Raw genomic sequence first — 22,066 nt, forward strand, 5'->3', positions numbered from 1 at the left:
GACAATATTGGATTTGTTATACCACTTTTACGCGCTTCTCACCACAAGAAGAAATGAAAAAGCCGCCTTCATCAAGGCGGCTTCGGGAGGGGGGAGCCCTCGTTTAACTAGCTTTGCGTGGCAGGCTTACTGGTTTCCAGCGGAGTGCTGTCGTCATCCGCAGATTTATTTTTTAGTACGGTCCAGATGACCACCGCGCCCAGCACATCGAAGATGGCCAGTACGGCGAACAGCGGGCTAAAGCCGATAGTATCCGCCAGCGCGCCAACCACCAGGGCAAACATGGTGCTGGCCAGCCATGCGGCCATGCCGGTCATACCGTTCGCGGTTGCCACTTCGTTACGACCAAATACGTCGGAAGAGAGCGTGATCAGCGCACCGGACAGCGCCTGGTGAGCAAAACCGCCGACGCACAGCAGGGCGATAGCGACGAACGGGCTGGTGAACAGACCGATCATCCCTGGGCCAATCATCAGCAGCGCGCCCATCGTCACGACCATTTTACGGGAAACAATCAGGTTCACGCCAAACCAGCGCTGGAACAGCGGCGGCAGGTATCCACCGATAATACAGCCGAGGTCGGCAAACAGCATCGGCATCCAGGCGAACATGGCGATTTCTTTCAGGTTAAAGCCGTAGACTTTAAACATGAACAGAGGGATCCAGGCGTTAAAGGTCCCCCATGCCGGTTCGGCAAGGAAACGCGGCAGGGCGATACCCCAGAACTGACGGTTACGCAGAATCTGCCACGGAGACATTTTCTTGCCGTTGTTAGTCTGGTGATGAGACTCCTGGCCACCGATGATGTAGTCGCGTTCTTCGTCAGTTAATTTTTTCTGATCGCGCGGGTGTTTATAGAACACCAGCCACGCCATTGCCCAGGCAAAGCTCAGTACGCCGGAGATGATAAAGGCCATCTGCCAACTGTGCATAACGATAGCCCAAACCACCAGCGGCGGAGCAATCATAGCGCCGATAGAGGAGCCGACGTTGAAGTAGCCGACGGCGATAGAACGCTCTTTCGCCGGGAACCATTCGGAACTGGCTTTCAGACCCGCCGGGATCATTGCCGCTTCGGCGGCACCCACCGCGCCGCGCGCCAGCGCCAGACCGCCCCAGCTTCCCGCCAGCGCGGTAGAGCCGCAGAACACGGCCCAGGCGATAGCAAAGAAGGCATAGCCGATTTTGGTACCTAAAATATCCAGCACGTAGCCGGCGACAGGCTGCATGACGGTATAGGCAGCGGAATAGGCCGCGATGATATAGGAATACTGTTGGGTGGAGATGTGTAACTCTTCCATCAGAGTCGGCGCAGCTGCCGCCACAGTGTTACGCGTCAGGTACCCCAGCACGGTGCCTAAGGTCACCAGTGCGATCATGTACCAACGTAACCCTTTAATTTTACGCATGTAAACCTCATCGTTTGTTATATATCCGCAGCGGGTGCGGCTATCTTCTTGCCTGTAACGGCGGCGAAGAAGGTGAAACGGAGGGTTCAGGAGAGGAAACCTCGTATGGCCCGAACCTTGCCATTAACTGTTGTGTCTAATTCGGTGTCCATACCGGTAAATCCGACGTGATATTTCGTCGGTAATGCATTCCGTCGGTTTATATGTTTCGACGGCAGCAAGATAACTTGTCATACAACTTCAAAAGTTGAGTGACGTCACAAAAGCGGGAAAGTTTGTGTGGGCATTCGTTCATGCGAGAAAGGCCAGAGCTGGTGCGCTCTGGCGGGCCGTTTACTCCTTTCATGGTACTTTTTTTGTCATCGTTTATTGATCTAACTCACGAAAAATACTTCGGTCTGTAGAAATTGGTGTGATAACTTTGTCAGCATTATAGTCAATCATCTGATGGGCTCCCCCGGGGGCGAAGAGGACACGAAAATGACACCGTTTATGACCGAAGATTTCCTGCTTGATACCGAGTTTGCCCGCCGTCTGTACCACGATTACGCGAAAGACCAGCCGATTTTCGACTACCATTGCCACCTGCCGCCGCAGCAGATTGCGGAAAATTACCGCTTTAAAAATCTGTATGACATCTGGCTAAAAGGCGATCACTATAAATGGCGTGCGATGCGTACCAACGGCGTAGCCGAGCGTCTGTGCACCGGTGATGCTTCCGATCGCGAGAAATTTGACGCCTGGGCGGCCACCGTACCGCATACCATCGGTAACCCGTTATACCACTGGACGCATCTTGAGCTGCGTCGTCCTTTTGGTATTACAGGTAAAGTCCTCTCTCCGGCTACGGCGGACGAAATCTGGAATCAGTGCAACGATCTGCTGGCGCAGGAGAGCTTCTCCGCTCGCGGCATCATGCAGCAGATGAATGTGAAAATGGTCGGCACCACCGACGATCCGGTCGATTCTCTCGAGCATCACGCTTCCGTCGCTAAAGACAGCTCCTTCACCGTGAAAGTGCTGCCAAGCTGGCGTCCGGACAAAGCCTTCAATATCGAACAGGCGACCTTCAACGACTACATGGCGAAGCTGGGCGAAGTGTCTGACACCGATATCCGCCGCTTTGCCGATCTCCAGTCCGCGCTGACTAAACGTCTGGATCACTTCGCCGCTCACGGTTGTAAAGTTTCTGACCATGCGCTGGACGTGGTGCTGTTTGCCGAAGCCAACGAAAGCGAACTGGATAGCATCCTGGCGCGTCGTCTGGCTGGCGAGGCCCTTAGCGAGCATGAGGTTGCGCAGTTCAAGACGGCGGTTCTGGTTTTCCTCGGCGCGGAATACGCCCGTCGCGGCTGGGTACAGCAGTATCACATCGGTGCGCTGCGCAACAACAACCTGCGCCAGTTCAAACTGTTAGGGCCGGATGTGGGTTTTGACTCCATCAACGACCGTCCGATGGCGGAAGAGCTGTCCAAACTGCTCAGCAAACAGAACGAAGAAAATCTGCTGCCAAAAACTATCCTCTACTGCCTGAACCCGCGCGACAACGAAGTGTTGGGCACCATGATCGGCAACTTCCAGGGGGAAGGTATGCCGGGCAAAATGCAGTTCGGTTCCGGCTGGTGGTTTAACGATCAGAAAGACGGTATGGAACGTCAGATGACCCAGCTGGCACAGCTTGGCCTGCTGAGCCGCTTTGTCGGGATGCTGACCGATAGCCGCAGCTTCCTCTCCTACACCCGTCATGAATATTTCCGTCGCATCCTGTGCCAGATGATTGGTCGCTGGGTTGAAGCGGGAGAAGCCCCGGCGGACATTCAGCTGCTGGGCTTGATGGTGAAAAATATTTGCTTTAACAATGCGCGTGACTACTTCGCCATTGAACTGAACTAAGACCAGAGGTCGGTTGATATGCAATACATTAAAATCCATTCGCAAGATAACGTCGCGGTAGCGTTGGCGGATATGGCGGCAGGCACGGTAGTCACCATTGACGGCGATACGGTCACGTTGGCTCAGGATATTGCGCGCGGGCATAAGTTTACGCTGCGCGGCATTGCGAAGGGAGACAACGTCATTAAGTACGGTCTGCCGATAGGGCATGCGCTGGCGGATATCGCGCCGGGGGAACATATCCACTCCCATAATACGCGTACTAACTTAAGCGATCTCGACGCGTACAGCTATCAACCGGATCTTATCGAACCCGCCGCGCAGCCGGCGGATCGCGATATCCAGATTTATCGTCGCGCCAACGGCGAAGTCGGCGTGCGCAACGAGTTGTGGATCCTGCCGACCGTCGGCTGCGTCAACGCCATGGCGCGTCAAATGCAGAATCGATTCCTGAAAGAGACGAATGACGCGGAAGATATTGACGGCGTACATCTCTTCAGTCACACCTACGGCTGCTCACAGCTCGGTGACGATCACATCAACACCCGTACCATGCTGCAAAACATGGTGCGCCATCCGAACGCGGGGGCGGTGCTGGTGGTCGGCCTGGGCTGCGAAAACAATCAGGTTGATGCATTTCGCGAAACGCTGGGCGAGTTCGACCCTGACCGCGTCCACTTTATGATCTGCCAGCATCAGGATGATGAAGTGGAAGCCGGGCTGGAGCATCTGCGTCAGCTATATGACGTGATGCGCCACGATAAGCGCGAGCCGGGTAAGCTGAGTGAACTGAAGTTTGGTCTCGAGTGCGGCGGTTCAGACGGTCTGTCCGGCATCACCGCTAACCCGATGCTGGGCCGTTTCTCGGACTACCTGATTGCTAACGGCGGAACTACCGTGCTGACCGAAGTACCGGAAATGTTCGGCGCCGAACAGCTGCTGATGAGCCACTGTCGCGATGAAGAGACGTTTGGCAAGCTGGTGACGATGGTTAATGATTTCAAACAGTACTTTATCGCTCATGACCAGCCGATTTATGAGAACCCATCGCCGGGCAACAAAGCGGGCGGCATCACTACGCTTGAGGATAAGTCGCTGGGCTGTACGCAGAAAGCGGGCTCCAGCCAGGTGGTTGACGTCCTGCGCTACGGCGAGCGGCTGAAAGTGCACGGCCTTAACCTGCTGAGCGCGCCGGGCAACGATGCGGTAGCGACCAGCGCCCTGGCCGGCGCGGGCTGCCATATGGTGCTCTTCAGCACCGGACGCGGCACGCCATACGGCGGTTTCGTTCCGACGGTGAAAATTGCCACCAACAGCGAACTGGCGGCGAAGAAAAAACACTGGATCGACTTCGATGCCGGTCAGCTGATTCACGGTAAAGCGATGCCGCAGCTGCTGGAAGAGTTTGTCGATACCATTGTGGCCTTTGCCAACGGTAAGCAAACCTGCAACGAGCGTAATGATTTCCGCGAACTGGCGATATTCAAAAGCGGCGTCACCCTTTAAGTACTCGTATCTTTCACGCCACAGCTGCGGCGTGAAACCTTATTGAGTAATAAAGGGAGGCGTTTCAAAAGCGGCGTTTCTGAGTATGATGCGCCGTTTTGTCTTATACCCTAAATAATTCGAGTCGCAGGACAAAGCACTTGTGCTTTGAACAGCGCTGGCCCCGAAGGGGCGAGACCGCAGACCGAGTAACGCGGCTAACGCACATGCAACTTGAAGTATGACGGGTATATAAGGATTTCCCATGACCGCATACTGGCTTGCCCAGAGCGTTGGCGTTATCGCCTTTCTGATCGGTATTACGACATTTTTCAATCGCGATGAGCGCCGCTTTAAGCTCCAGCTAGCCGTTTATAGCGCCACCATTGGCGTGCATTTCTTTTTGATGGGCGCCTGGCCGGCGGGTATGAGCGCCGAGCTGAATACCGTTCGTACCCTCGTCTCCATGCGCACCCGCAGGCTGTGGGTGATGACCCTGTTTATTGTGCTCACGCTGGTACTGGGGCTGGCGAAGCTGCAGCACGCTATGGAGCTGCTGCCGATTATTGGCACCCTGGCCAGTACCTGGGCGCTCTTTCGCTGCTCCGGGCTCACCGTCCGCTGCGTGATGTGGTGTGCAACCGCCTGCTGGGTGATCCACAACTTCTGGCTGGGTTCGATCGGCGGCACTCTGATTGAAGGCAGCTTCCTGCTGATGAACGGCCTGAATATCATTCGTTTCCGGCGGATGCAGAAGCGCGGTATCGATCCGTTTAAAGTGGAAAAGGCGGTACAGAAGGAAACCCCCTCCGCGCGTTAGCGGAGGGGGGGGGAGATTAACTGCGCAGGGCGTTCTTCGCCAGCTGTTCGTCTTCAGCGATACAGGCGGCAGCGGTGAACAGCGCATCGGTTGAGGAGTTCAGTGCGGTTTCGCAGGAGTCCTGCAGGACGCCGATAATAAAGCCGACGGCGACCACCTGCATGGCGATATCGTTCGGGATACCAAACATATTACAGGCCAGCGGGATCAGCAGCAGCGACCCGCCCGCCACGCCGGAAGCGCCGCAGGCGCACAGCGAAGCGACGACGCTGAGCAGCAGCGCGGTCGGCAGATCGACCGGAACATTCAGCGTGTGTACTGCCGCCAGGGTCAGTACCGTAATGGTAATCGCCGCGCCGGCCATGTTGATGGTCGCGCCCAGCGGAATAGAGACCGAATAGGTATCGCGATCCAGATTAAGCTTTTCGCACAGCGCCATATTCACCGGAATGTTGGCGGCGGAGCTGCGGGTAAAGAAGGCGTATACGCCGCTTTCGCGCAGGCAGGTCATCACCAGCGGATAGGGATTGCGGCGGATTTTCCAGAACACCAGCAGCGGGTTAATCACCAGCGCCACCAGCAGCATACAGCCAACCAGCACCAGCAGCAGCTGGGCGTAGCCCCACAGGGTTTCAAACCCTGTCGTCGCCAGCGTTGACGCGACCAGCCCAAAGATACCCAGCGGCGCAAAGCGAATCACCACCTTAACGATAAAGGTCACCGCGTGGGACATATCGTTGATCAGATTTTTGGTGGTTTCATTGCCGTGGCGCAGCGCGAACCCTAAACCGACGGCCCAGACCAGAATCCCGATGTAGTTAGCGTTCAACAGGGCGTCAATCGGGTTAGAAACCATGCTCATCAGCAGCCCGCGCAGGACTTCAACGATGCCCGACGGCGGAGTAATGCTCTCTGCCGCTGCGTTCAGGTGCAGCGTTGACGGAAAGAGGAAGCTAAACAGCACCGCGGTTAACGCGGCGGCAAAAGTCCCCAGCAGATAGAGGAACAGAATCGGGCGGATGCTGGTTTTTTGCCCCTGCTGATGATTGGCGATGGAGGCCATAACCAGCATCAATACCAGCACCGGCGCTACCGCTTTCAGCGCGCCGACGAACAGCGTACCCAGTAGTCCAACCGCTACGGCGGCCGGTTTTGAGACCGTCGCCAGCAGTACGCCGAGTACCAGACCGATTAAAATTTGTTTGACCAGACTGCCCTGAGCCAGCCGCCGTAGCAGGGTCGATCGGGGTGATGGGGTTGCCATAATTCATTCCTTCCAGTGATGTCGCTGTCCGTCCCGGCTACGTATTATTTGTAACGTTTATGTCCGGATGTAAATAGATGTTTGCCTGGTTGAGTATACGGAAAGAACGCTATTGGGGAAGGGTAAAATGCTGTTTATCGCGCTGAGATCTTATTTTTTAACTATGCATTAACTATTTTGTGACATGAGTAAGAATAATGCGCGGCGAACGTTGCCGACCGGGTGAAACGGGTCTTCACCCGGTCGTTTACCTTTTATTGCAGCTGTTTTTTCTTATCGTTCTGCTTGTTGACCCAGGCGTTGATAAGCAGGGTCAGCACCAGAATACCGCCGACCACGCCCAGAGAAATGCCGATAGGAATATGGAAGAAATCGACAATCAGCATCTTGATGCCGATAAACACCAGAATCACCGACAGGCCATATTTCAGCATTGAGAAGCGCTCCGCGACGCCCGCCAGCAGGAAATACATCGCGCGCAGGCCAAGTATCGCGAACAGGTTGGAGGTCAGCACGATAAACGGATCGGTGGTCACGGCGAAGATGGCCGGAATACTGTCAACGGCAAAGATAACGTCGCTCAGCTCGACCAGGATCAGCACCAGCAGCAGCGGCGTGGCGTAGATAACGCCGTTTTTGCGGGTAAAGAAGCGCTCACCCTCGATTTTATCCGTCATGCGCAGATGATTGCGGATCCAGCGCACCAGCGGTTTATCGCCGATCCCGGAATCATCCTCTTTCGCCAGCGCCATCTTCACGCCGGTAAACAGCAGGAAGGCGCCGAAGACGTAGAGCAGCCACTCAAACTGAGATATCAGCCAGCTACCGGCGAAGATCATGATCGTACGCAGCACGATCGCGCCCAGTACGCCGTAAACCAGCACTCTGCGCTGTAGCGCAGGCGGAACGGCAAAGTAGCTGAACAGCATCAGCCAGACGAAGACGTTATCCACGGCCAGCGCTTTTTCAATCAGATAGCCGGTGAGGAACGCCAGCGCTTGCGGGTCGGCCACGGCGCGACCTTCGGTCTGCACCAGATACCACCAGAAAGCGGCGTTAAACAGCAGCGAGAGGGTAACCCAGAGAATTGACCAGCCAGCGGCCTGCTTCATGGTCATGCTATGTGCACCACGCCGTCCCTGCAGCAGCAGATCGATAGCCAGCATAATGACCACGACCACTGCGAATCCGCCCCATAACAACGGTGTGCCGACAGTATTCATTACTATTTTCCTTACATAAAAACAAAACGGCTGACGTCGGAAGACGGCAGCCGCTGCGCTTTTATGCATAGACCTCGCCTTCCGGCAAGGTCTCACTTACAACAAGAATCTGTTGCCCGGCGACCGGATGCGGTTTTTCACGCATCGTAATGACGATCGGCCGGCAAGGAAGTTACTCCCCTTTGCGCGTAACAAAGTATTACAGGTTATAAATGGCGTCAATGGAGGCCGACGGACCATTTACACAGCTTTACGCCACCGGTTGACTATCCGCCGGGAACACGACCCCGGTCTGGCGACGAATTTCGCTCAGCAGCTTCGCCGTGATGCGGCTCACTTCCAGACCCGGATGAACCACCTCGTTGGTTTCAACCAGACGCGCGAACTCCTCCGCTTCATATAGCATCGTATTGATATGCTGCGGCTGGGTGAGATCCTGAGATTTGCCGCCGCGCGGCACGAAGCACACTTTCTGGCATTCGGAGATTTTTTCGATCACTAACGCGCCGGCTTCGCCCTGAATTTCGCTGGGGATCGCCGAGTCGCTGACCTTTGAGTGGTGCAAAGTGACATCAAAATCCCCGTAGCTGAGAACGACCGTGCCCTGGCCATCGACGCCGCTCTCCAGCAGGCTGGCGGTTGCGTGCACCGCGCGAGGCTCGCCCCACAGCGCGACCGCCGAGGCCAGGCAGTAAAAGCCGATGTCCATAATCGAGCCGTTAGAGAAGGCCGGATTGAAGGTGTTGGGATTTTCACCGTCGAGATAGCGCTGATAGCGGGAAGAGTACTGGCAGTAGTTAATAAAGGCTTTGCGCAGCTTGCCGATCTTGTCGAATGATTGTTTAAGCAGCAGGAAGTTTGGCAGGCTGGCGGTTTTGAACGCTTCGAAGAGCACCACGTTATTTTCCCGCGCCGTCTTAATGGCGGCTTCCACTTCCTGCAGATTCGAGGCCAGCGGTTTTTCGCAAATGACGTGCTTTTTATGGCGCAGAAACAGGCGGGTTTGCGGAAAGTGCAGCGAGTTTGGGCTGGCGATATAGACCGCGTCAACGTCAGGACTTTGCGCTAAATCTTCCAGCGAAGTGAAGAGATGTTCGACGGGATAATCGCTGGCGAAAGCCTGGGCTTGCTCAAGGCTGCGGGAGTAGATGGCGGTGAGTTTATATTTGCCGGTTTCATGGGCGGCATCGACAAACTGCTTGGTTATCCAGTTTGTGCCAACAACTGCGAAACGTATCATAAACGTTGACGAACTCCGTAAAAGGGACCTTTCGTCACTGTAACACGCCATCATGACAAAACCAGTGCGCTATGGCGCAGAAGCTTGAAGAGTGGTGTGTTGTCTGATGTACGCATAAAGCGTACAATTAATGTGTACAATTCAAACCGGGAGAAATTTATGCGCTCTTATAGTACATCTGAAGCCAGACAGAATATTGCGGCCGTCATGGACGCCGCTGCCAGCGGAGAACCGATTGAAATTACGCGGCGTGATGGAACGTCTAATGTTTTGATCAGTAAGGCTGAATATGAAACGTTTATGAATGCCAAACTTGATGCGGAGTTTGATTTTATTATGCAGCGACACGGCCGTACAGTTAAGGCGTTGACCGATCGATGAAATGGGTGAGCGCAAGCGAAGTCATTGCCTTTCATGATCGCATTTTACAACATCTCCCCGGCGTTAAAGGTATGTCCGATCCTGGTCGGGCGGAAGCCATAATTTATCGTGTACAGAACCGCTTTCACTATGAAGGGGTGAACGACATTTTTGAACTGGCTGCAACCTATTGGGTCGCTATCGCGCGTGGGCACATTTTTAATGATGGTAATAAGAGGACTGCTTTTTTTATCACCATGACGTTCCTGGCCCGCAATGGGTATCTTATCGCTGATGAAGATACCCGGTTGGAAGAACTCACTGTGCTGGCTGCGACAGGCGAAGCTACGGTAGTAGTTCTTGCTGATGCGTTACGGCAATTGGCGCTCTAACGAAAGCTGGGTCAGCCACAGGCGGGTATCAAACTCCAGCTGATGGTACTGCGGCTCCATATGGCAGCACAGCTGATAGAACGCTTTGTTGTGCTCTTTTTCCTTCAGGTGCGCCAGCTCGTGCACCACGATCATCCGCAGAAAATCCTCCGGCGCATCGCGAAAGACGGTGGCGACGCGAATTTCGGCTTTGGCCTTCAGCTTGCCGCCCTGAACGCGGGAGATGGCGGTATGCAGGCCGAGCGCGTTGTTAAGCACGTGGATCTTGTTGTCGTACATTACTTTGTTAATAGGCGCCGCGCCGCGCAGATAGCGGGACTTCAGATCCTGGGTGTACTGATACAGCGCTTTATCGTTGTTGATATCGTGGCCCTGCGGATAGCGCTTTTTCAGCAACTCGCCGAGACGGTTCTGTTCGATTAACGCGGTGACCTGCGCCAGCAGGGATTCAGGGTAGCCCTGGAGATAGGTTAAAGTGCTCATGTGGCCTGTTTGCGTAATTCAGCGACAACAGCCGCGGATTCTAGCACCCCGCGCGGGCAGGATGCCAGAAAGGCAGCGTTACTCGATTATCGCGTCTTCGACCGCCCGGTAGCTAAAGAAGTCAAACAGCGCCTCTTTACGATGCAGCATGCTATCCACGCAGGCCATGCCGACAAACGCGCCGGTAAACTCGCCATAGCGGCTGTATTCATCGGAAAAACGCGAGGTGTCGTAGACCGCGCCGATGTTGAGATATTTTTCGCCATCCACGGACCACGAGCACTGTATCTCCCGGCCATTAATCGCCATCGCCAGATAGATTTCCCCCTCCGTAAGGCAGATTTTCTGCGGGTCGTCGTGACGCTCACCGTTGTCCATATAAATGATGGCCAGCTGCGCTGCGCCGGAGGCTTCATCCCAGGTTTTATGCAAAAACAGATAGTTCATATTGTCGTAGTAAAGCGCCAGGCCCGCGCTATGCTGATAAATCTCCGGGCTGAAATCCATTTTTGTGGTGATGGTGGCGTATACCGAGGTGAGCTTTTTCGCCAGCAGGCTGACTTTATTCAGCGAGCTCAGCGACTCCTGACCGCGTAAGGCAAGGTAACCCGCTTTACGCTCAAGGCTGGTAAAGCGCTGAAAGCGGATCCGCGGCGCATAGAAGGCGTTATCCAGCGTCTGCCCATCAAAATCATCCCTGTCTGGTTTAGCCGGAAACGGCTGAGAAGGCAGATTAGACTCTTCCACCTGGTGCTGAGCGAGGTTCCCCCCGGCCGCCATGCGCAGCCAGCCATCGTCGCTCCATACCATCTTTTGTATCGCCGTCTCGCGGCCTAGCGGGCAGCGCAACTCCTGGCGGAAGGGTCTGCTGCAAAGGTGGGTTAACCAGACTTCCCCCGTCGGGGTCTCGACGTAGCTGCCGTGCCCGGCCTTTTGCAGATAGGTTTGCGGATTGAAGTAGTGTGGTTTGAGATGACCTGCATCGTGGCGCTCGTTAAAATTCTCCGGCCAGGCGGTGACGATAGGATTTTGCGGATCGCCTTCATAGGGGCCAGCGACCTGCGTTGCGCGCGCCATAGTGACCGCATGGCCGTAACCGGTGCCGCCTTCAGCGACCATCAGATAGTAATAGTCGCCGCGGCGCGTCAAATGCGGTGCTTCTATACAACCGCGATCGGTCCCGCCGCGCCAGATCCGCTGCGGATAGCCGACAACGCTTTGCCTTTGCGGTGAATACTCCACCAGGCAAATGGCGCCCGGTTTTTCGTAACCTTCGCGGGTTTCCCACTCCAGTGAGACGATCCATTTTTTACCGTCGCTGTCGTGCAGGATAGAAGCATCGAAGCCGGCCGAGTGAAGATAAACCGGCTCACTCCACGGGCCGCTGATTTCACTGGCGGTAATAAGATAGTTATCTACATCAAAATAACGCGAATTCATAGAATTCATTACGCCATAAATAACGTAGAACAGCTTTTCCTCTTCACACCAGGTCAGGCTTGGCGCCCAAATACCTTTGGCGGAGGGCAGCTTTTTTAAATCCGGATTCGTATCATCGGTGAGAACGTGGGTGAGTAATTGCCAATGTTTGAGATCTCTCGAATGGTAAATCGGCAAGCCGGGAAACCATTCAAAGGAAGAGACAGCTACATAATAATCATCGCCGCGCCGACAGATACTGGGGTCCGGATTAAAACCTTTAAAAACAGGATTCTGAATCATCGTATTTACCCTTAATGCGCAAAATATAGCGATGATTGTAAACAGGCGATAGCAAAGGGGATATATAGACTCTGGCTATTTATATAATAAACGTCTACTTATCCGGTGACGGCGCTCACAAAACCGCGTTATTTCTCCGCCCGGCTGCCTACGGCATCGGTGCTTCTGACTTTATGACGGAAGGCCAGCGGGGTGTCGTTCATCATCTCCTTAAACTTGAGGCAGAAGTAGGCGCTGTCGGTGAAGCCGGCGCTTTGCGAGATATCGCTGATCTTCAGGTCGGTATTGGTCAGCAGGTTGATAGCGATATTGAGTTTGCGCAGCAGCATAAATTTTTTGAAGCTGATACCGAAGGCGGATTTAAAGGTGCGGGAAAACCAGGATTTCGACCACCGGCAGCGGCGGGCGGCTTCTTCGGTCGTCATCTCAAAATTTTCATTTTCATCAATGGATTGCAGAAGTTCAATCAGCTCGCTGAGGTAGCGGTGGTTGGTCCGTTCGGTAATGGGGACGGAATCTTTCAGGCTGTTAAAGGCATGCAGCAGCACGCTCTGCATCAGGGAACGGAACAGCGAATCGGCAAAGTCGCTGAACTCGCCGCACCAGCTCAGGAGCAGCTCCAGACGCTCGGCTTCCTCGCCGGAAAGGTAAGCGACTGCGCCGCAGTGCGCGGCGGGTAGCGACAGGTCATATCCCTCAAGCCACTCTTTTTCGAATTGCATAAGATAACGCTTGTGGCTGGCAGCGGCCGGCAGCGTCATTTCATGGATCAATAAGGCAGGGACGAAAACCAGGGTATTGTTTTTTATCGTAAATTTTTCATCACCAATCGAATAGCTGCCTGCCGACTCTCTGAACCACATCAGTTCGTCCATCATATGAAAATGGGGGACTACGTTTATGCCATTGAAATCATTTATGTTATCTACCCGTAAGGTAAATAGCTCGCCGGCGCCCACGGGGATCTTTTCGAAAACGGGAGATTCGTCACTCATCGGGTACACTCTTCTTATATTTAACAGGATGATTTATACATAATCGGTAGGCCCTTCGCAATAACGTACAGAGGACAAATATTAACGATGTTTCTGGCGGAGGCGCGATGAACACTGCCCGTATCAGTATTAAAGAAAAATTTAGCTATGGGTTAGGGGATACCGGCTGTAATTTAGTCTGGCAAACAGTGATGCTGTTTATGGCCTGGTTTTATACCGATGTATTTGGTTTAAGTCCGGCGCATATGGGAACCATGTTTCTCGCGGTAAGGGTATTAGACGCGGTGACCGATGTATTAATGGGGGCGGTGGCGGATCGTACCCGAACTAAATATGGGCAATTCCGACCTTATATTTTATGGTTCGCCATTCCTTTTGGCGTTCTTTGCTGCTTAACTTTTTATACGCCGGATTTCGGCTATACCGGCAAGCTCATTTATGCCTATGTTTCTTATACCTTATTATCGCTGGTTTATACGGCGATTAACGTTCCGTATTGCGCGATGATCAATAATATTTCTAACGACTCTCGCGAGCGCGTATCGCTCCAGTCCTGGCGCTTTGCGCTCAGTACGCTTGGCGGCCTGATTGTTTCGCTGACCGCGCTACCGCTGGTGGCGTGGTTGGGCCAGGGGAACGTACAAAACGGTTATTTTTACACCATGATCGTAATGGGGGGCCTGAGCATCATCCTGTTCTTTATCTGTTTTGGCCTGACGAAAGAGCGTTACACCACGGATATCGCGGTCAACAACCAAAGCAGCATTCTTGACGATCTAAAAACTCTGCTCGCCAACAAGGACTGGCGCATTTTGTTCGCGCTCAACGTCGTTAACCTGATTGCGGTGCTGTTTAAAGGCGGGACCACGCTCTATTACGTCAACAACATTATGGGGCGGGCGGATCTGGGTAGCCTGCTGCTGACCACCACCCTGGCCTCGGGCGTGCTGGGGGCGATGCTCTCACCATTTATCTTTAAAAATATTGATAAAGTGAAAGGGTTTAAAATCTCGATGGCCATCGAGGCGGCGCTGCTGACGGGCATGTACTTCGTCCCGGCGGGGAACGTAGCCGCTATCTTTGCGCTGGTGATTATCATCAATATTATCCAGCTGGCCGCCACGCCACTGCAGTGGAGCATGCTGTCCGATATCATCGATGCGGAAGAAAAACGCAGCGGTAAAAAGCTCAGCGGGATCGTTTTTTCAACGAACCTGTTTGCCATCAAGCTGGGGATCGCCATCGGCGGCGCGCTGGTGGGCTATATGCTGGCCTGGGGCGACTACGTCGGCGGCGCAGCCCAGCAAACCGAGTCCGCGCTGCAGATGATTAAGCTGTTGTTTACCGTCTTCCCCGGCGTGCTGGTGGCGCTGCTGATTGTTATCATGAGCAAATATAGTCTGGACGATAAGCGCCTGTCGCGCATGGCGCAGGACGACCTCCCGGCGTAACGGGCTATCGCCCGGAAGAAGGAGATAATCGGCGCATCTCTATTCTACTGGGCGGAGTTTGCGTATAAACTCGCGGGTTTTAGAGTTCCGGAGGCACAAAGGCGATGAGCCAGGTAGAGTTAAACGGTGAGTTATTCACATTAGAGCGGTTCCCGCCGAATGCTGAAGAGGAAGCGCTTCAGGCGTGGGAAGCGGCGGATGAATATCTGCTGCAACAGGTGAATGATGTCGACGGCCTGACGCTCATTTTCAATGACAGCTTCGGCGCGCTGGGCTGCGCGCTGGCGGAACGCAATCCGGTCAGCATCAACGATTCCTACGTATCTGAGCTGGCGACCCGCTACAACCTGCGGATGAACGGCATTGATGAAGAGAGCGTACGTTTTCAGGATCCCCTGAGCGAACTGCCCGCAGCTCCGGCACTGGTGCTAATTAAAGTACCAAAACAGCTGGCGCTGCTGGAGCAGCAGCTGCGCGCTCTGCGCGCGGTTGTCACGCCAGAAACCCGCATCATTGCCGCTGCGAAAGCTCGCGACGTCCACAATTCCACCCTGGCGCTGTTTGAGAAAATCCTTGGCACCACCACCACATCGCTGGCCTGGAAAAAGGCGCGGCTGATTTTCTGTACCTCTACCGCGCCTGAGGTAGCCGATGCGCCGCAAACTTACAGCTGGCAGCTGGACGGTACACCGTGGACGATTCACAACCACGCCAACGTGTTTGCCCGCAGCGGCCTGGATATTGGCGCGCGCTTCTTCCTGGAACACTTGCCAGTAAATATTGAAGGCGAGATCGCCGATCTCGGCTGCGGCAATGGCGTGATTGGCCTGAAAGCGCTGGCTTTAAACCCCGACGCCCGGGTGATGTTTACCGATGAGTCCTATATGGCGGTCGCTTCCAGCCGACTGAACGTCGAAACCAATCTGCCGGATGACCTCGAGCGCTGCGAGTTTATGGTGAATAACGCGCTGTCCGATATTGAACCGGACCGCTTCGCCGCCATCCTCTGTAATCCGCCGTTCCATCAGCAGCATGCGATCACCGATCATATTGCCTGGCAGATGTTTAACGATGCCCGTCGTAGCCTGAAGTACGGCGGCGAGCTGTATGTCGTCGGTAACCGCCACCTCGATTATTTCCGCAAGCTGAAGCGCGCGTTCGGTAACTGCACGACGATCGCCACCAATAATAAATTTGTGGTTTTAAAAGCGGTGAAATTGCGTAAGGCGCGTTAAAAGATAATAATCTCGTTCCTGGATAAGCAGGCCGCTATGGCCTGCTTATTTATATTAATCGGACAGGGATTATTAATATGAATCATCAGGAAGATGAATACAGTAATGGAGCCGCCACTCCGCGCAAAATTGTCTTAGGCAGGCATCCTGCCGTATTTGTTTGCGTTATACAATGCATAGTTTATATATACATCACTGGCTCTGGCTGGCTCGGGTTTAGTGATAATACCGGTGGAGGGTATAATCTGCTATTCGCTGTCCTGTGGGCAGCAATGGCCTTCGGAATCTATAAATATAGCCGCGCCTGCGCTGTCATGGCGCTGGTTCTTTATTTTATCGATCAACTGGCGGTGGAGTTATTTCCGCCCGGACGCAGCTTTAATGTGGCCTGGCTGGCAGGGACCACGATCTGGTTACTCTGTTTTTGCCACGGAATTATTGCCTGCTGGATGCGGCGTAAACATAAAGTCATCGGGATTGATGACAGTACATATATTAATAAGCGAACGCGAACGCTGTATCTCATTGTGCTCGTGCTTTTCCATTCATCCTGTCTGGGCCTGAAACAGGCGCAGAAGCACACCCGCAATATCCTCTGGCAGGCGTTTTATCAATCGGTCATGGAAGATAAGAGTAAGATCCCGCTGCCGATAAAAATCGATAATAATACTTCCCTTACCGACATCTATTTTGATCAGCACACCTTGATTGTTGAACACCATGTTCGCCAGACAAAGCTGGCCGAATTACCGATGGCGCTCTACTACGCGCACGCTAAAAAACTTTACTCGCGTTATTGCGCCAACGATGTGGCGAGCTCGCTTGATTTAAAAATGATAGTCCGCTTTGCGCAGGGGTATGAGACGCGTGACCTGTCGTTTACGCCAAAAGACTGTCAATTTTAAGATGGGGAAAATTGTTGATTGAAGCTATCGCAGCCAGCAATATCAAGATTGCCGTTTGTATCAGGCTGGGGCGATAGTGATGTACCGCCTCACGCAGGGAAATGACAATCGCGAGTTTAGCTATGGCGCTCGCGATTGTCTGAGCATGAACTTTTAAATCGACAGCGCCAGCCGGGTGCCCTGAGCGATAGCCCGCCGGGCGTCCAGCTCCATCGCCACGTCGCAGCCGCCGATCAAATGTACCGTTTTACCCGCCGCCCGCAGCGGATCGGCCAGCTCGCGGCGGGGATCCTGACCGGCGCAGATAATCACATGATCAACGTTAAGCACCTGAGATTCGCCGCCGATCGTCACATGTAAGCCGGCATCATCGATCCGTTGATAGCTGACGCCGGGGATCATTTTGATGCCGCGGGCCAGCAGGGTAGCGCGATGGATCCAGCCGGTAGTTTTCCCCAGCCCGTCGCCGGGCTTGCTGGTTTTGCGCTGCAGCATCACGATCTGGCGCGGGCTTTTAGCCAGCTGCATCCCCTCCGGGCGCAGTCCGCCGGCGTTCTGCAGGCTGGTATCGATCCCCCATTCTGCACAGAACTCGCCGATATTCTGGCTGGTGGCGATGCCGGACTGGCTGAGGTACATGGCGGTATCAAAGCCGATCCCGCCGCAGCCGATAATCGCCACCTTCTCGCCTACCGGCGCTTTATCGCGCAGGACATCGAGGTAGCTCAGCACTTTGGGATGCTCGATCCCGGCGATATCCGGCATCCGCGGGGCGATCCCGGTGGCGAGGACGATTTCATCAAATGCCCGCAGATCCCCGGCCGTGACGTGGGTATTCAAACGCAGATCGACAGCGTGAAGATCGAGCATCTGGCGATAGTAGCGCAGGGTTTCGTAGAACTCCTCTTTGCCGGGGATCTGTTTGGCGATATTAAACTGGCCGCCAATCTCGCAATGACCATCAAAAAGGGTAACCTGATGTCCGCGCGAGGCGGCGTTAACCGCAAAGGCCAGCCCGGCAGGACCAGCGCCGACCACCGCCAGCCGCTTCGGCGTGGTCGCGGGCGCTATCGGCATCAGGGTTTCATGGCAGGCGCGCGGGTTGACCAGGCACGAGGTGACCTTGCCGGCGAAGATCCGATCGAGGCAGGCCTGGTTGCAGCCGATGCAGGTATTGATCTCTTCCGCCCGTCCGCTTTGTGCTTTGGAGAGAAATTCGCTGTCGGCGAGGAAAGGGCGGGCCATTGATACCATATCGGCGTCTCCGCGAGCCAGGATCGCTTCCGCCACATCGGGATCGTTAATCCGGTTGGTGGTGACCAGCGGGATTGACACCGCGCCTTTCAGCTTACGGGTGACCCAGCTAAAGGCGCCGCGCGGTACCGGTGTGGCGATGGTGGGAATACGCGCCTCGTGCCAGCCGATGCCGGTATTGATAATCGTTGCCCCTGCGGCCTCAATGGCTTTTGCCAGCTCGGTGACTTCCGCCAGGGTGCTGCCGCCGCTGACAAGGTCAAGCATTGACAGACGATAGATAATAATAAAGTCGTTGCCTGTGCGCTCCCGCACGGCTCTGACCACCTCTATGGCAAAACGCATGCGTCGGGCGTAGTCGCCGCCCCACTGGTCGTCGCGAAGGTTGGTGCGCGCGGCAAGAAATTCGTTAATCAGATAGCCTTCCGAGCCCATCACTTCGACGCCGTCGTACCCGGCTTCTCGCCCCAGCTGGGCGCAGCGGGCAAAATCATCGATCAGCTGTAAGATCTCTTCGTGGCTCAGTTCGTGAGGCGTAAAGGGGTTGATTGGCGCCTGCAGAGCGGAAGGGGCCACCAGCTTCGGTTGGTAGCTGTAGCGCCCGGTATGCAGGATCTGCAGGGCGATTTTGCCGCCCTCCTCGTGTACCGCGTCGGTAATATAGCGATGATGGGAGAGGTGGCTGGCGTCGTTAAGCACCGCCCCGCCCGCCATGGTGACGCCGGAAGGGGCGGGGGCAATTCCGCCGGTGACGATCAGCGCTACCCCGTGGCGGGCGCGCTCGGCGTAAAAAGCCGCCAGCCGCTGCGCGCCATCCGGGAGCTCCTCCAGGCCAGTATGCATTGAGCCCATCAAAACGCGGTTTTTGAGCGTAGTGAACCCCAGCTCAAGCGGGGCGAAAAGCGACGGGTAGCGGCTCATAATCTCTTCCAGTGTAAAATTATTGTTATGTGGTCGGATGAGTTACTAATTTAGCCGCCGCGGGCAAAAAGGGAAAAGGGGAGTGCGGCGATTGTGATGGGATTCAAAGAACGGCGGAAGGTTCTCCCTTCTCCCACCGGGAAAGGGAGAAGGGCGGAATAGCGCAGGGGGCCAGTGAAGCCCGGACTGTTCTCTCTCCTGTCGGGGAGAGGCTTAGGGTGAGGGGGCAACGCGCTCGCGGCGCGCCAGACCCGGCGCCTGCCACATGGAGGTCGTCAATCCGCTGTCCACCAGACCGAGCTGCTCGGCGTACACCGACTGCCATTTGGTCATCATCTCCTGATACAGCTCCCGATGCGCGGGATTAGGCGTAAATTCCCGGTACCAGCTCACCAGTCTCTCACCCGTTGTCGCCATATCGGCGTATAGCCCGGCGCCGGTGCCGGCGGCGATCGCGCAGCCCAGCGCCGTCGCTTCGCGGACTTCCGGCACCCGCACCGGCAGACCGGTGACATCGCTGAGGATCTGGCTCCACAGCGCCCCTTTTGCACCGCCGCCGGCAAAGACCAGGCTATCAAACTGCACGCCGGAAAACTGCGAAATCTGCGCCAGGTTGCAGGCGGAGACAATCGCCGCGTTCTCTTCCAGCGCACGGAAAAGCGTGGCCTTATTGCATTTTTCCGGGTCGATGGAGAGGTTAATAAACGATGGCGCAGCGTGGTACCACTGCTTAAAGTGCATGGCGTCAGAGAAAATCGGCATCACCCCGTGGGAACCCGCCGGTACGCGGCTGGCCATCTCTTCGAGCAGGCTGTAGGCGTCAACGCCAAGCCGCTCGGCAATGAGCTTCTCTTCTGCGCAGAAAGCATCACGGAACCAGCGCATGGTCAGGCCGGTAAAAAAGCTGATGGACTCCGCCTGCGCCATGCCGGGTATGACGTGCGGGTTAACGCGAATATTCATCTCCGGGTCAGTACGGACTTCCGGCAGGTTAACCACCTGCTGCCAGAAAGTGCCGCCGAGCACCGCCGTCTGCCCGGCGCGCACCACGCCGAGACCCAGGCAGCCGAGCTGGACGTCGCCGCCGCCCATCACCACCGGCGTGCCTGCGCGCAGCCCGCTTTGCGCCGCCGCTGCGTCGGTCACCGCCCCCAGTACGGTGCCGGTCTCCTTGACCGGCGAGAGAATATCGGCCCGCAGTCCGGCCATATCCAGCAGCGCCGGGCGCCAGTCGCGGCTGAACAGGTCGATCATGCCGGTGGTTCCGGCGTTAGAAGGGTCGACCGCCAGCTCGCCGGAGAGCTTCGCCGCCAGCCAGTCGCTGATCATGGTGATGGTCGCCGCTTTGCGGTAGATATCCGGGCGATGGTGGGCCAGCCAAAGCAGGCGCGGCATGGCGCTCAGCGCCAGGGTCTGCCCCGACACGCTGTACACTTCGGATTCAAAACGGTCGTCGTGGATCTCTTTGAGCTCCGCCACCTCGCGGCTGGCGCGAGCGTCAACGTTGGCGCAGGCCCAGATGGCCTCGCCGTTGCGGTCGTAAAGCACGATGCCTTCACGCATCGAGCAGCAGGCCACGGACTGAATATCCGCCGCAGAGAGATGGGCGGCGGCCAGCGCCTGGCGGATACACTGACAGGCCAGCTGCCAGTTGACGCTGAGATCGAACTCCATTGAGCCGGGGACATTCTCAACGCTCAGGTGCTTCCATTCGGCCTGACCGACCGCAATCTGACGGCCCTGGAGATCGAATACGACCGCCCGAACGCTGCCGGTCCCGGCATCTAACGCTAACAGGTAACTCATGACATGCGCCTCGCTCGTGTTGCGCGGCGCAGGGCCATTTATGAGGCCAGCGTCAGCACCGCGCGTGCTGTTGTCTCTTCCGTTACCAGGCCATTAATCCGCTTGCCGATAAGGGCCGCGTAAATCGCCTGCGCTTTTTCTGTGCCCCCGGCGACGCCCACGATGGTCGGCAACTGGGCCAGTTCATCAAGGGTGACGCCGAGCAGTTCCCGATGGATCTCCAGCCCTTCAACCGGTTTACCGTCGGCCTGCAGGAAATAACCTAAAATGTCGCCGACCGCGCCTTTGCGGGCGTACATCAGCTGCTCGCCTTCGCTGATATAGCCGGAGCGCAGGATGGTGGCGTCCCGGCGCTGGTCAATGGCCCCGATACCTACCACTGCTGCATCCGCCGCCGTGGCGGCCAGGATCACATCGCGTACGCTCGATTCCCGGCGCAGGATCTCCGCTACATCCGCCGATGACACCCTCAGCGGCGCGGGGATCATGCTGACGCTACAGGCGGCATCCAGCTGGCCAATGCCGGTCATATACGGACCTACGCCGCCGGAAAGCGTCACCAGCCGAACCTGTTGGGAACCGATAAACCCGCTCAGATGCTGCAGGCAGCTCATGGTGGCTTCGCCAAAGCCCACCGCCAGCAGTTGTCCTGGCTCCAGCACGCCCATTAACGATTGCGCCGCGCCAATCCCCAGGCGGGTGTTCATCGGCGGGGTATTGAGCGCCGGCAGCACGCGGGCGATTTTCAGGCCAAAGCGCTGCTGGAGTTCGGTTTCCAGCGCCAGACAGCCCTCATAGCGCGAATTAATCTGTACGCGGATCACTCCCGACTGGCGGCCTTTTTCCAGCAGGCGGGAGATTTTTAACCGCGGCAGCCCTAAACGCTCGCCGATGTCGTTCTGCGTCAGACCATCGTGGTAGTAACACCACGCTACCCGCGCCACCAGCTCCTCCTCGGCTAACGCCAGCCCGGCGTAGCGGCTCTCTTCCGTAATGCGTTTTTCGCTCATAAAGTGAACTCTTATAAAAATTTAGATCATATGTTCGTTATTGCGTGGTCGGAAAATGTGAGCCGACTGGCAAAACCGATCTTTCGTTGTTCGCTGGTTTTATTCAAACGATCGAAAGCATAAAACTGTGATCGTTGCACGGTTGTAAATATAGTTCACCGTCTACGCTTTTGAACATTATTAATTCAAAAAATCTTT

General features: G+C 55.6%; 18 protein-coding genes. 8 read left to right on the forward strand and 10 right to left on the reverse strand.

Annotation, left to right across the window (positions count from 1 at the left end; translation table 11 throughout):
- Positions 1 to 107 precede the first annotated feature (107 nt).
- A complete protein-coding gene (locus IAE27_RS07990) occupies positions 108 to 1,409 on the reverse strand; it encodes an MFS transporter (protein ID WP_004115725.1) in 1,302 nt (433 codons plus the stop codon).
- 480 nt (positions 1,410 to 1,889) lie between these two features.
- On the opposite strand from IAE27_RS07990, the gene uxaC reads away from it, so the two are divergent.
- From uxaC to IAE27_RS08005, 3 genes are all read left to right on the forward strand, one after another.
- On the forward strand, positions 1,890 to 3,302 hold the full coding sequence (gene uxaC / locus IAE27_RS07995; protein WP_154022939.1) for a glucuronate isomerase: 1,413 nt from the start codon (positions 1,890 to 1,892) through the stop codon (positions 3,300 to 3,302).
- 18 nt (positions 3,303 to 3,320) lie between these two features.
- Positions 3,321 to 4,808 (forward strand): UxaA family hydrolase, encoded by a 1,488-nt coding sequence (locus tag IAE27_RS08000; protein WP_004105968.1) that lies wholly within the window; start codon positions 3,321 to 3,323, stop codon positions 4,806 to 4,808.
- Positions 4,809 to 5,052: 244 nt separating this feature from the next.
- On the forward strand, positions 5,053 to 5,607 hold the full coding sequence (locus tag IAE27_RS08005) for a YgjV family protein (protein ID WP_004105965.1): 555 nt from the start codon (positions 5,053 to 5,055) through the stop codon (positions 5,605 to 5,607).
- A 16-nt stretch (positions 5,608 to 5,623) separates the two neighbouring features.
- Here IAE27_RS08005 and sstT read toward each other — a convergent pair whose 3' ends face one another.
- From sstT to IAE27_RS08020, 3 genes are all read right to left on the reverse strand, one after another.
- Positions 5,624 to 6,871 (reverse strand): serine/threonine transporter SstT, encoded by a 1,248-nt coding sequence (gene sstT / locus IAE27_RS08010; RefSeq protein WP_004105963.1) that lies wholly within the window; start codon positions 6,869 to 6,871, stop codon positions 5,624 to 5,626.
- Between the two features lie 254 nt (positions 6,872 to 7,125).
- Positions 7,126 to 8,094, reverse strand: a complete 969-nt coding sequence (locus IAE27_RS08015) for a TerC family protein (RefSeq protein ID WP_004115718.1) — start codon at positions 8,092 to 8,094, stop codon at positions 7,126 to 7,128.
- A gap of 250 nt (positions 8,095 to 8,344) precedes the next feature.
- On the reverse strand, positions 8,345 to 9,334 hold the full coding sequence (locus IAE27_RS08020) for a Gfo/Idh/MocA family protein (RefSeq protein WP_070556310.1): 990 nt from the start codon (positions 9,332 to 9,334) through the stop codon (positions 8,345 to 8,347).
- A gap of 159 nt (positions 9,335 to 9,493) precedes the next feature.
- Between IAE27_RS08020 and IAE27_RS08025 the strand changes: the two genes are divergently transcribed.
- Entirely contained in the window at positions 9,494 to 9,715 is a 222-nt protein-coding gene (locus tag IAE27_RS08025) for a type II toxin-antitoxin system Phd/YefM family antitoxin (RefSeq protein WP_004105957.1), read from the forward strand.
- The gene (locus IAE27_RS08030; RefSeq protein ID WP_004105955.1) at positions 9,712 to 10,086 is read left to right on the forward strand and encodes a type II toxin-antitoxin system death-on-curing family toxin; all 375 of its coding nucleotides are present in this window, start codon (positions 9,712 to 9,714) and stop codon (positions 10,084 to 10,086) included. Before IAE27_RS08025 ends, IAE27_RS08030 begins: the two co-directional genes overlap by 4 nt.
- On the opposite strand, the gene IAE27_RS08035 is transcribed toward IAE27_RS08030, so the two are convergent.
- The 3 genes from IAE27_RS08035 to IAE27_RS08045 all read right to left on the reverse strand — a co-directional run bounded on the left by IAE27_RS08035 (position 10,066) and on the right by IAE27_RS08045 (position 13,286).
- Positions 10,066 to 10,569 (reverse strand): M48 family metallopeptidase, encoded by a 504-nt coding sequence (locus IAE27_RS08035; RefSeq protein WP_070556312.1) that lies wholly within the window; start codon positions 10,567 to 10,569, stop codon positions 10,066 to 10,068. The genes IAE27_RS08030 and IAE27_RS08035 overlap by 21 nt on opposite strands.
- A 78-nt stretch (positions 10,570 to 10,647) precedes the next feature.
- Complete coding sequence (locus IAE27_RS08040; RefSeq protein ID WP_004115710.1) at positions 10,648 to 12,291, reverse strand: glycoside hydrolase family 43 protein; 1,644 nt, start codon at positions 12,289 to 12,291, stop codon at positions 10,648 to 10,650.
- A 128-nt stretch (positions 12,292 to 12,419) separates the two neighbouring features.
- Positions 12,420 to 13,286, reverse strand: coding sequence for a helix-turn-helix domain-containing protein (locus tag IAE27_RS08045; protein ID WP_004105950.1), 867 nt, complete (start codon positions 13,284 to 13,286; stop codon positions 12,420 to 12,422).
- Between the two features lie 107 nt (positions 13,287 to 13,393).
- Between IAE27_RS08045 and IAE27_RS08050 the strand changes: the two genes are divergently transcribed.
- The 3 genes from IAE27_RS08050 to IAE27_RS08060 all read left to right on the forward strand — a co-directional run bounded on the left by IAE27_RS08050 (position 13,394) and on the right by IAE27_RS08060 (position 16,877).
- Complete coding sequence (locus tag IAE27_RS08050) at positions 13,394 to 14,737, forward strand: glycoside-pentoside-hexuronide (GPH):cation symporter (protein WP_004105949.1); 1,344 nt, start codon at positions 13,394 to 13,396, stop codon at positions 14,735 to 14,737.
- Positions 14,738 to 14,841: 104 nt separating this feature from the next.
- Complete coding sequence (gene rlmG / locus IAE27_RS08055; RefSeq protein WP_064397178.1) at positions 14,842 to 15,972, forward strand: 23S rRNA (guanine(1835)-N(2))-methyltransferase RlmG; 1,131 nt, start codon at positions 14,842 to 14,844, stop codon at positions 15,970 to 15,972.
- A 77-nt stretch (positions 15,973 to 16,049) separates the two neighbouring features.
- Positions 16,050 to 16,877 (forward strand): hypothetical protein, encoded by an 828-nt coding sequence (locus IAE27_RS08060; RefSeq protein ID WP_004115705.1) that lies wholly within the window; start codon positions 16,050 to 16,052, stop codon positions 16,875 to 16,877.
- 153 nt (positions 16,878 to 17,030) lie between these two features.
- Here IAE27_RS08060 and IAE27_RS08065 read toward each other — a convergent pair whose 3' ends face one another.
- The 3 genes from IAE27_RS08065 to lsrR all read right to left on the reverse strand — a co-directional run bounded on the left by IAE27_RS08065 (position 17,031) and on the right by lsrR (position 21,868).
- Positions 17,031 to 19,052: an NADPH-dependent 2,4-dienoyl-CoA reductase gene (locus tag IAE27_RS08065; protein ID WP_142475496.1), complete on the reverse strand. Its 2,022-nt coding sequence runs from the start codon at positions 19,050 to 19,052 to the stop codon at positions 17,031 to 17,033.
- 213 nt (positions 19,053 to 19,265) lie between these two features.
- Positions 19,266 to 20,858, reverse strand: coding sequence for an autoinducer-2 kinase (gene lsrK / locus IAE27_RS08070; RefSeq protein ID WP_154022522.1), 1,593 nt, complete (start codon positions 20,856 to 20,858; stop codon positions 19,266 to 19,268).
- 38 nt (positions 20,859 to 20,896) lie between these two features.
- The gene (gene lsrR / locus IAE27_RS08075) at positions 20,897 to 21,868 is read right to left on the reverse strand and encodes a transcriptional regulator LsrR (RefSeq protein WP_004105944.1); all 972 of its coding nucleotides are present in this window, start codon (positions 21,866 to 21,868) and stop codon (positions 20,897 to 20,899) included.
- Positions 21,869 to 22,066 lie beyond the last annotated feature (198 nt).

The organism is Klebsiella sp. S69, assembly GCF_016516145.1.
Classification (GTDB): Bacteria; Pseudomonadota; Gammaproteobacteria; order Enterobacterales; family Enterobacteriaceae; genus Klebsiella; species Klebsiella oxytoca.

Coding starts and splice junctions, on each gene's coding strand:
- IAE27_RS08020 (WP_070556310.1), bottom strand. CDS start 9,334: ATGATACGTTTCGCAGTTGTTGGCACAAACTGGATAACCAAGCAGTTT.
- uxaC (WP_154022939.1), top strand. CDS start 1,890: ATGACACCGTTTATGACCGAAGATTTCCTGCTTGATACCGAGTTTGCC.
- IAE27_RS08005 (WP_004105965.1), top strand. CDS start 5,053: ATGACCGCATACTGGCTTGCCCAGAGCGTTGGCGTTATCGCCTTTCTG.
- lsrR (WP_004105944.1), bottom strand. CDS start 21,868: ATGAGCGAAAAACGCATTACGGAAGAGAGCCGCTACGCCGGGCTGGCG.
- IAE27_RS08050 (WP_004105949.1), top strand. CDS start 13,394: ATGAACACTGCCCGTATCAGTATTAAAGAAAAATTTAGCTATGGGTTA.
- IAE27_RS08040 (WP_004115710.1), bottom strand. CDS start 12,291: ATGATTCAGAATCCTGTTTTTAAAGGTTTTAATCCGGACCCCAGTATC.
- IAE27_RS08025 (WP_004105957.1), top strand. CDS start 9,494: ATGCGCTCTTATAGTACATCTGAAGCCAGACAGAATATTGCGGCCGTC.
- IAE27_RS07990 (WP_004115725.1), bottom strand. CDS start 1,409: ATGCGTAAAATTAAAGGGTTACGTTGGTACATGATCGCACTGGTGACC.
- IAE27_RS08030 (WP_004105955.1), top strand. CDS start 9,712: ATGAAATGGGTGAGCGCAAGCGAAGTCATTGCCTTTCATGATCGCATT.
- IAE27_RS08035 (WP_070556312.1), bottom strand. CDS start 10,569: ATGAGCACTTTAACCTATCTCCAGGGCTACCCTGAATCCCTGCTGGCG.
- IAE27_RS08015 (WP_004115718.1), bottom strand. CDS start 8,094: ATGAATACTGTCGGCACACCGTTGTTATGGGGCGGATTCGCAGTGGTC.
- rlmG (WP_064397178.1), top strand. CDS start 14,842: ATGAGCCAGGTAGAGTTAAACGGTGAGTTATTCACATTAGAGCGGTTC.
- IAE27_RS08045 (WP_004105950.1), bottom strand. CDS start 13,286: ATGAGTGACGAATCTCCCGTTTTCGAAAAGATCCCCGTGGGCGCCGGC.
- sstT (WP_004105963.1), bottom strand. CDS start 6,871: ATGGCAACCCCATCACCCCGATCGACCCTGCTACGGCGGCTGGCTCAG.
- IAE27_RS08060 (WP_004115705.1), top strand. CDS start 16,050: ATGAATCATCAGGAAGATGAATACAGTAATGGAGCCGCCACTCCGCGC.
- IAE27_RS08000 (WP_004105968.1), top strand. CDS start 3,321: ATGCAATACATTAAAATCCATTCGCAAGATAACGTCGCGGTAGCGTTG.
- IAE27_RS08065 (WP_142475496.1), bottom strand. CDS start 19,052: ATGAGCCGCTACCCGTCGCTTTTCGCCCCGCTTGAGCTGGGGTTCACT.
- lsrK (WP_154022522.1), bottom strand. CDS start 20,858: ATGAGTTACCTGTTAGCGTTAGATGCCGGGACCGGCAGCGTTCGGGCG.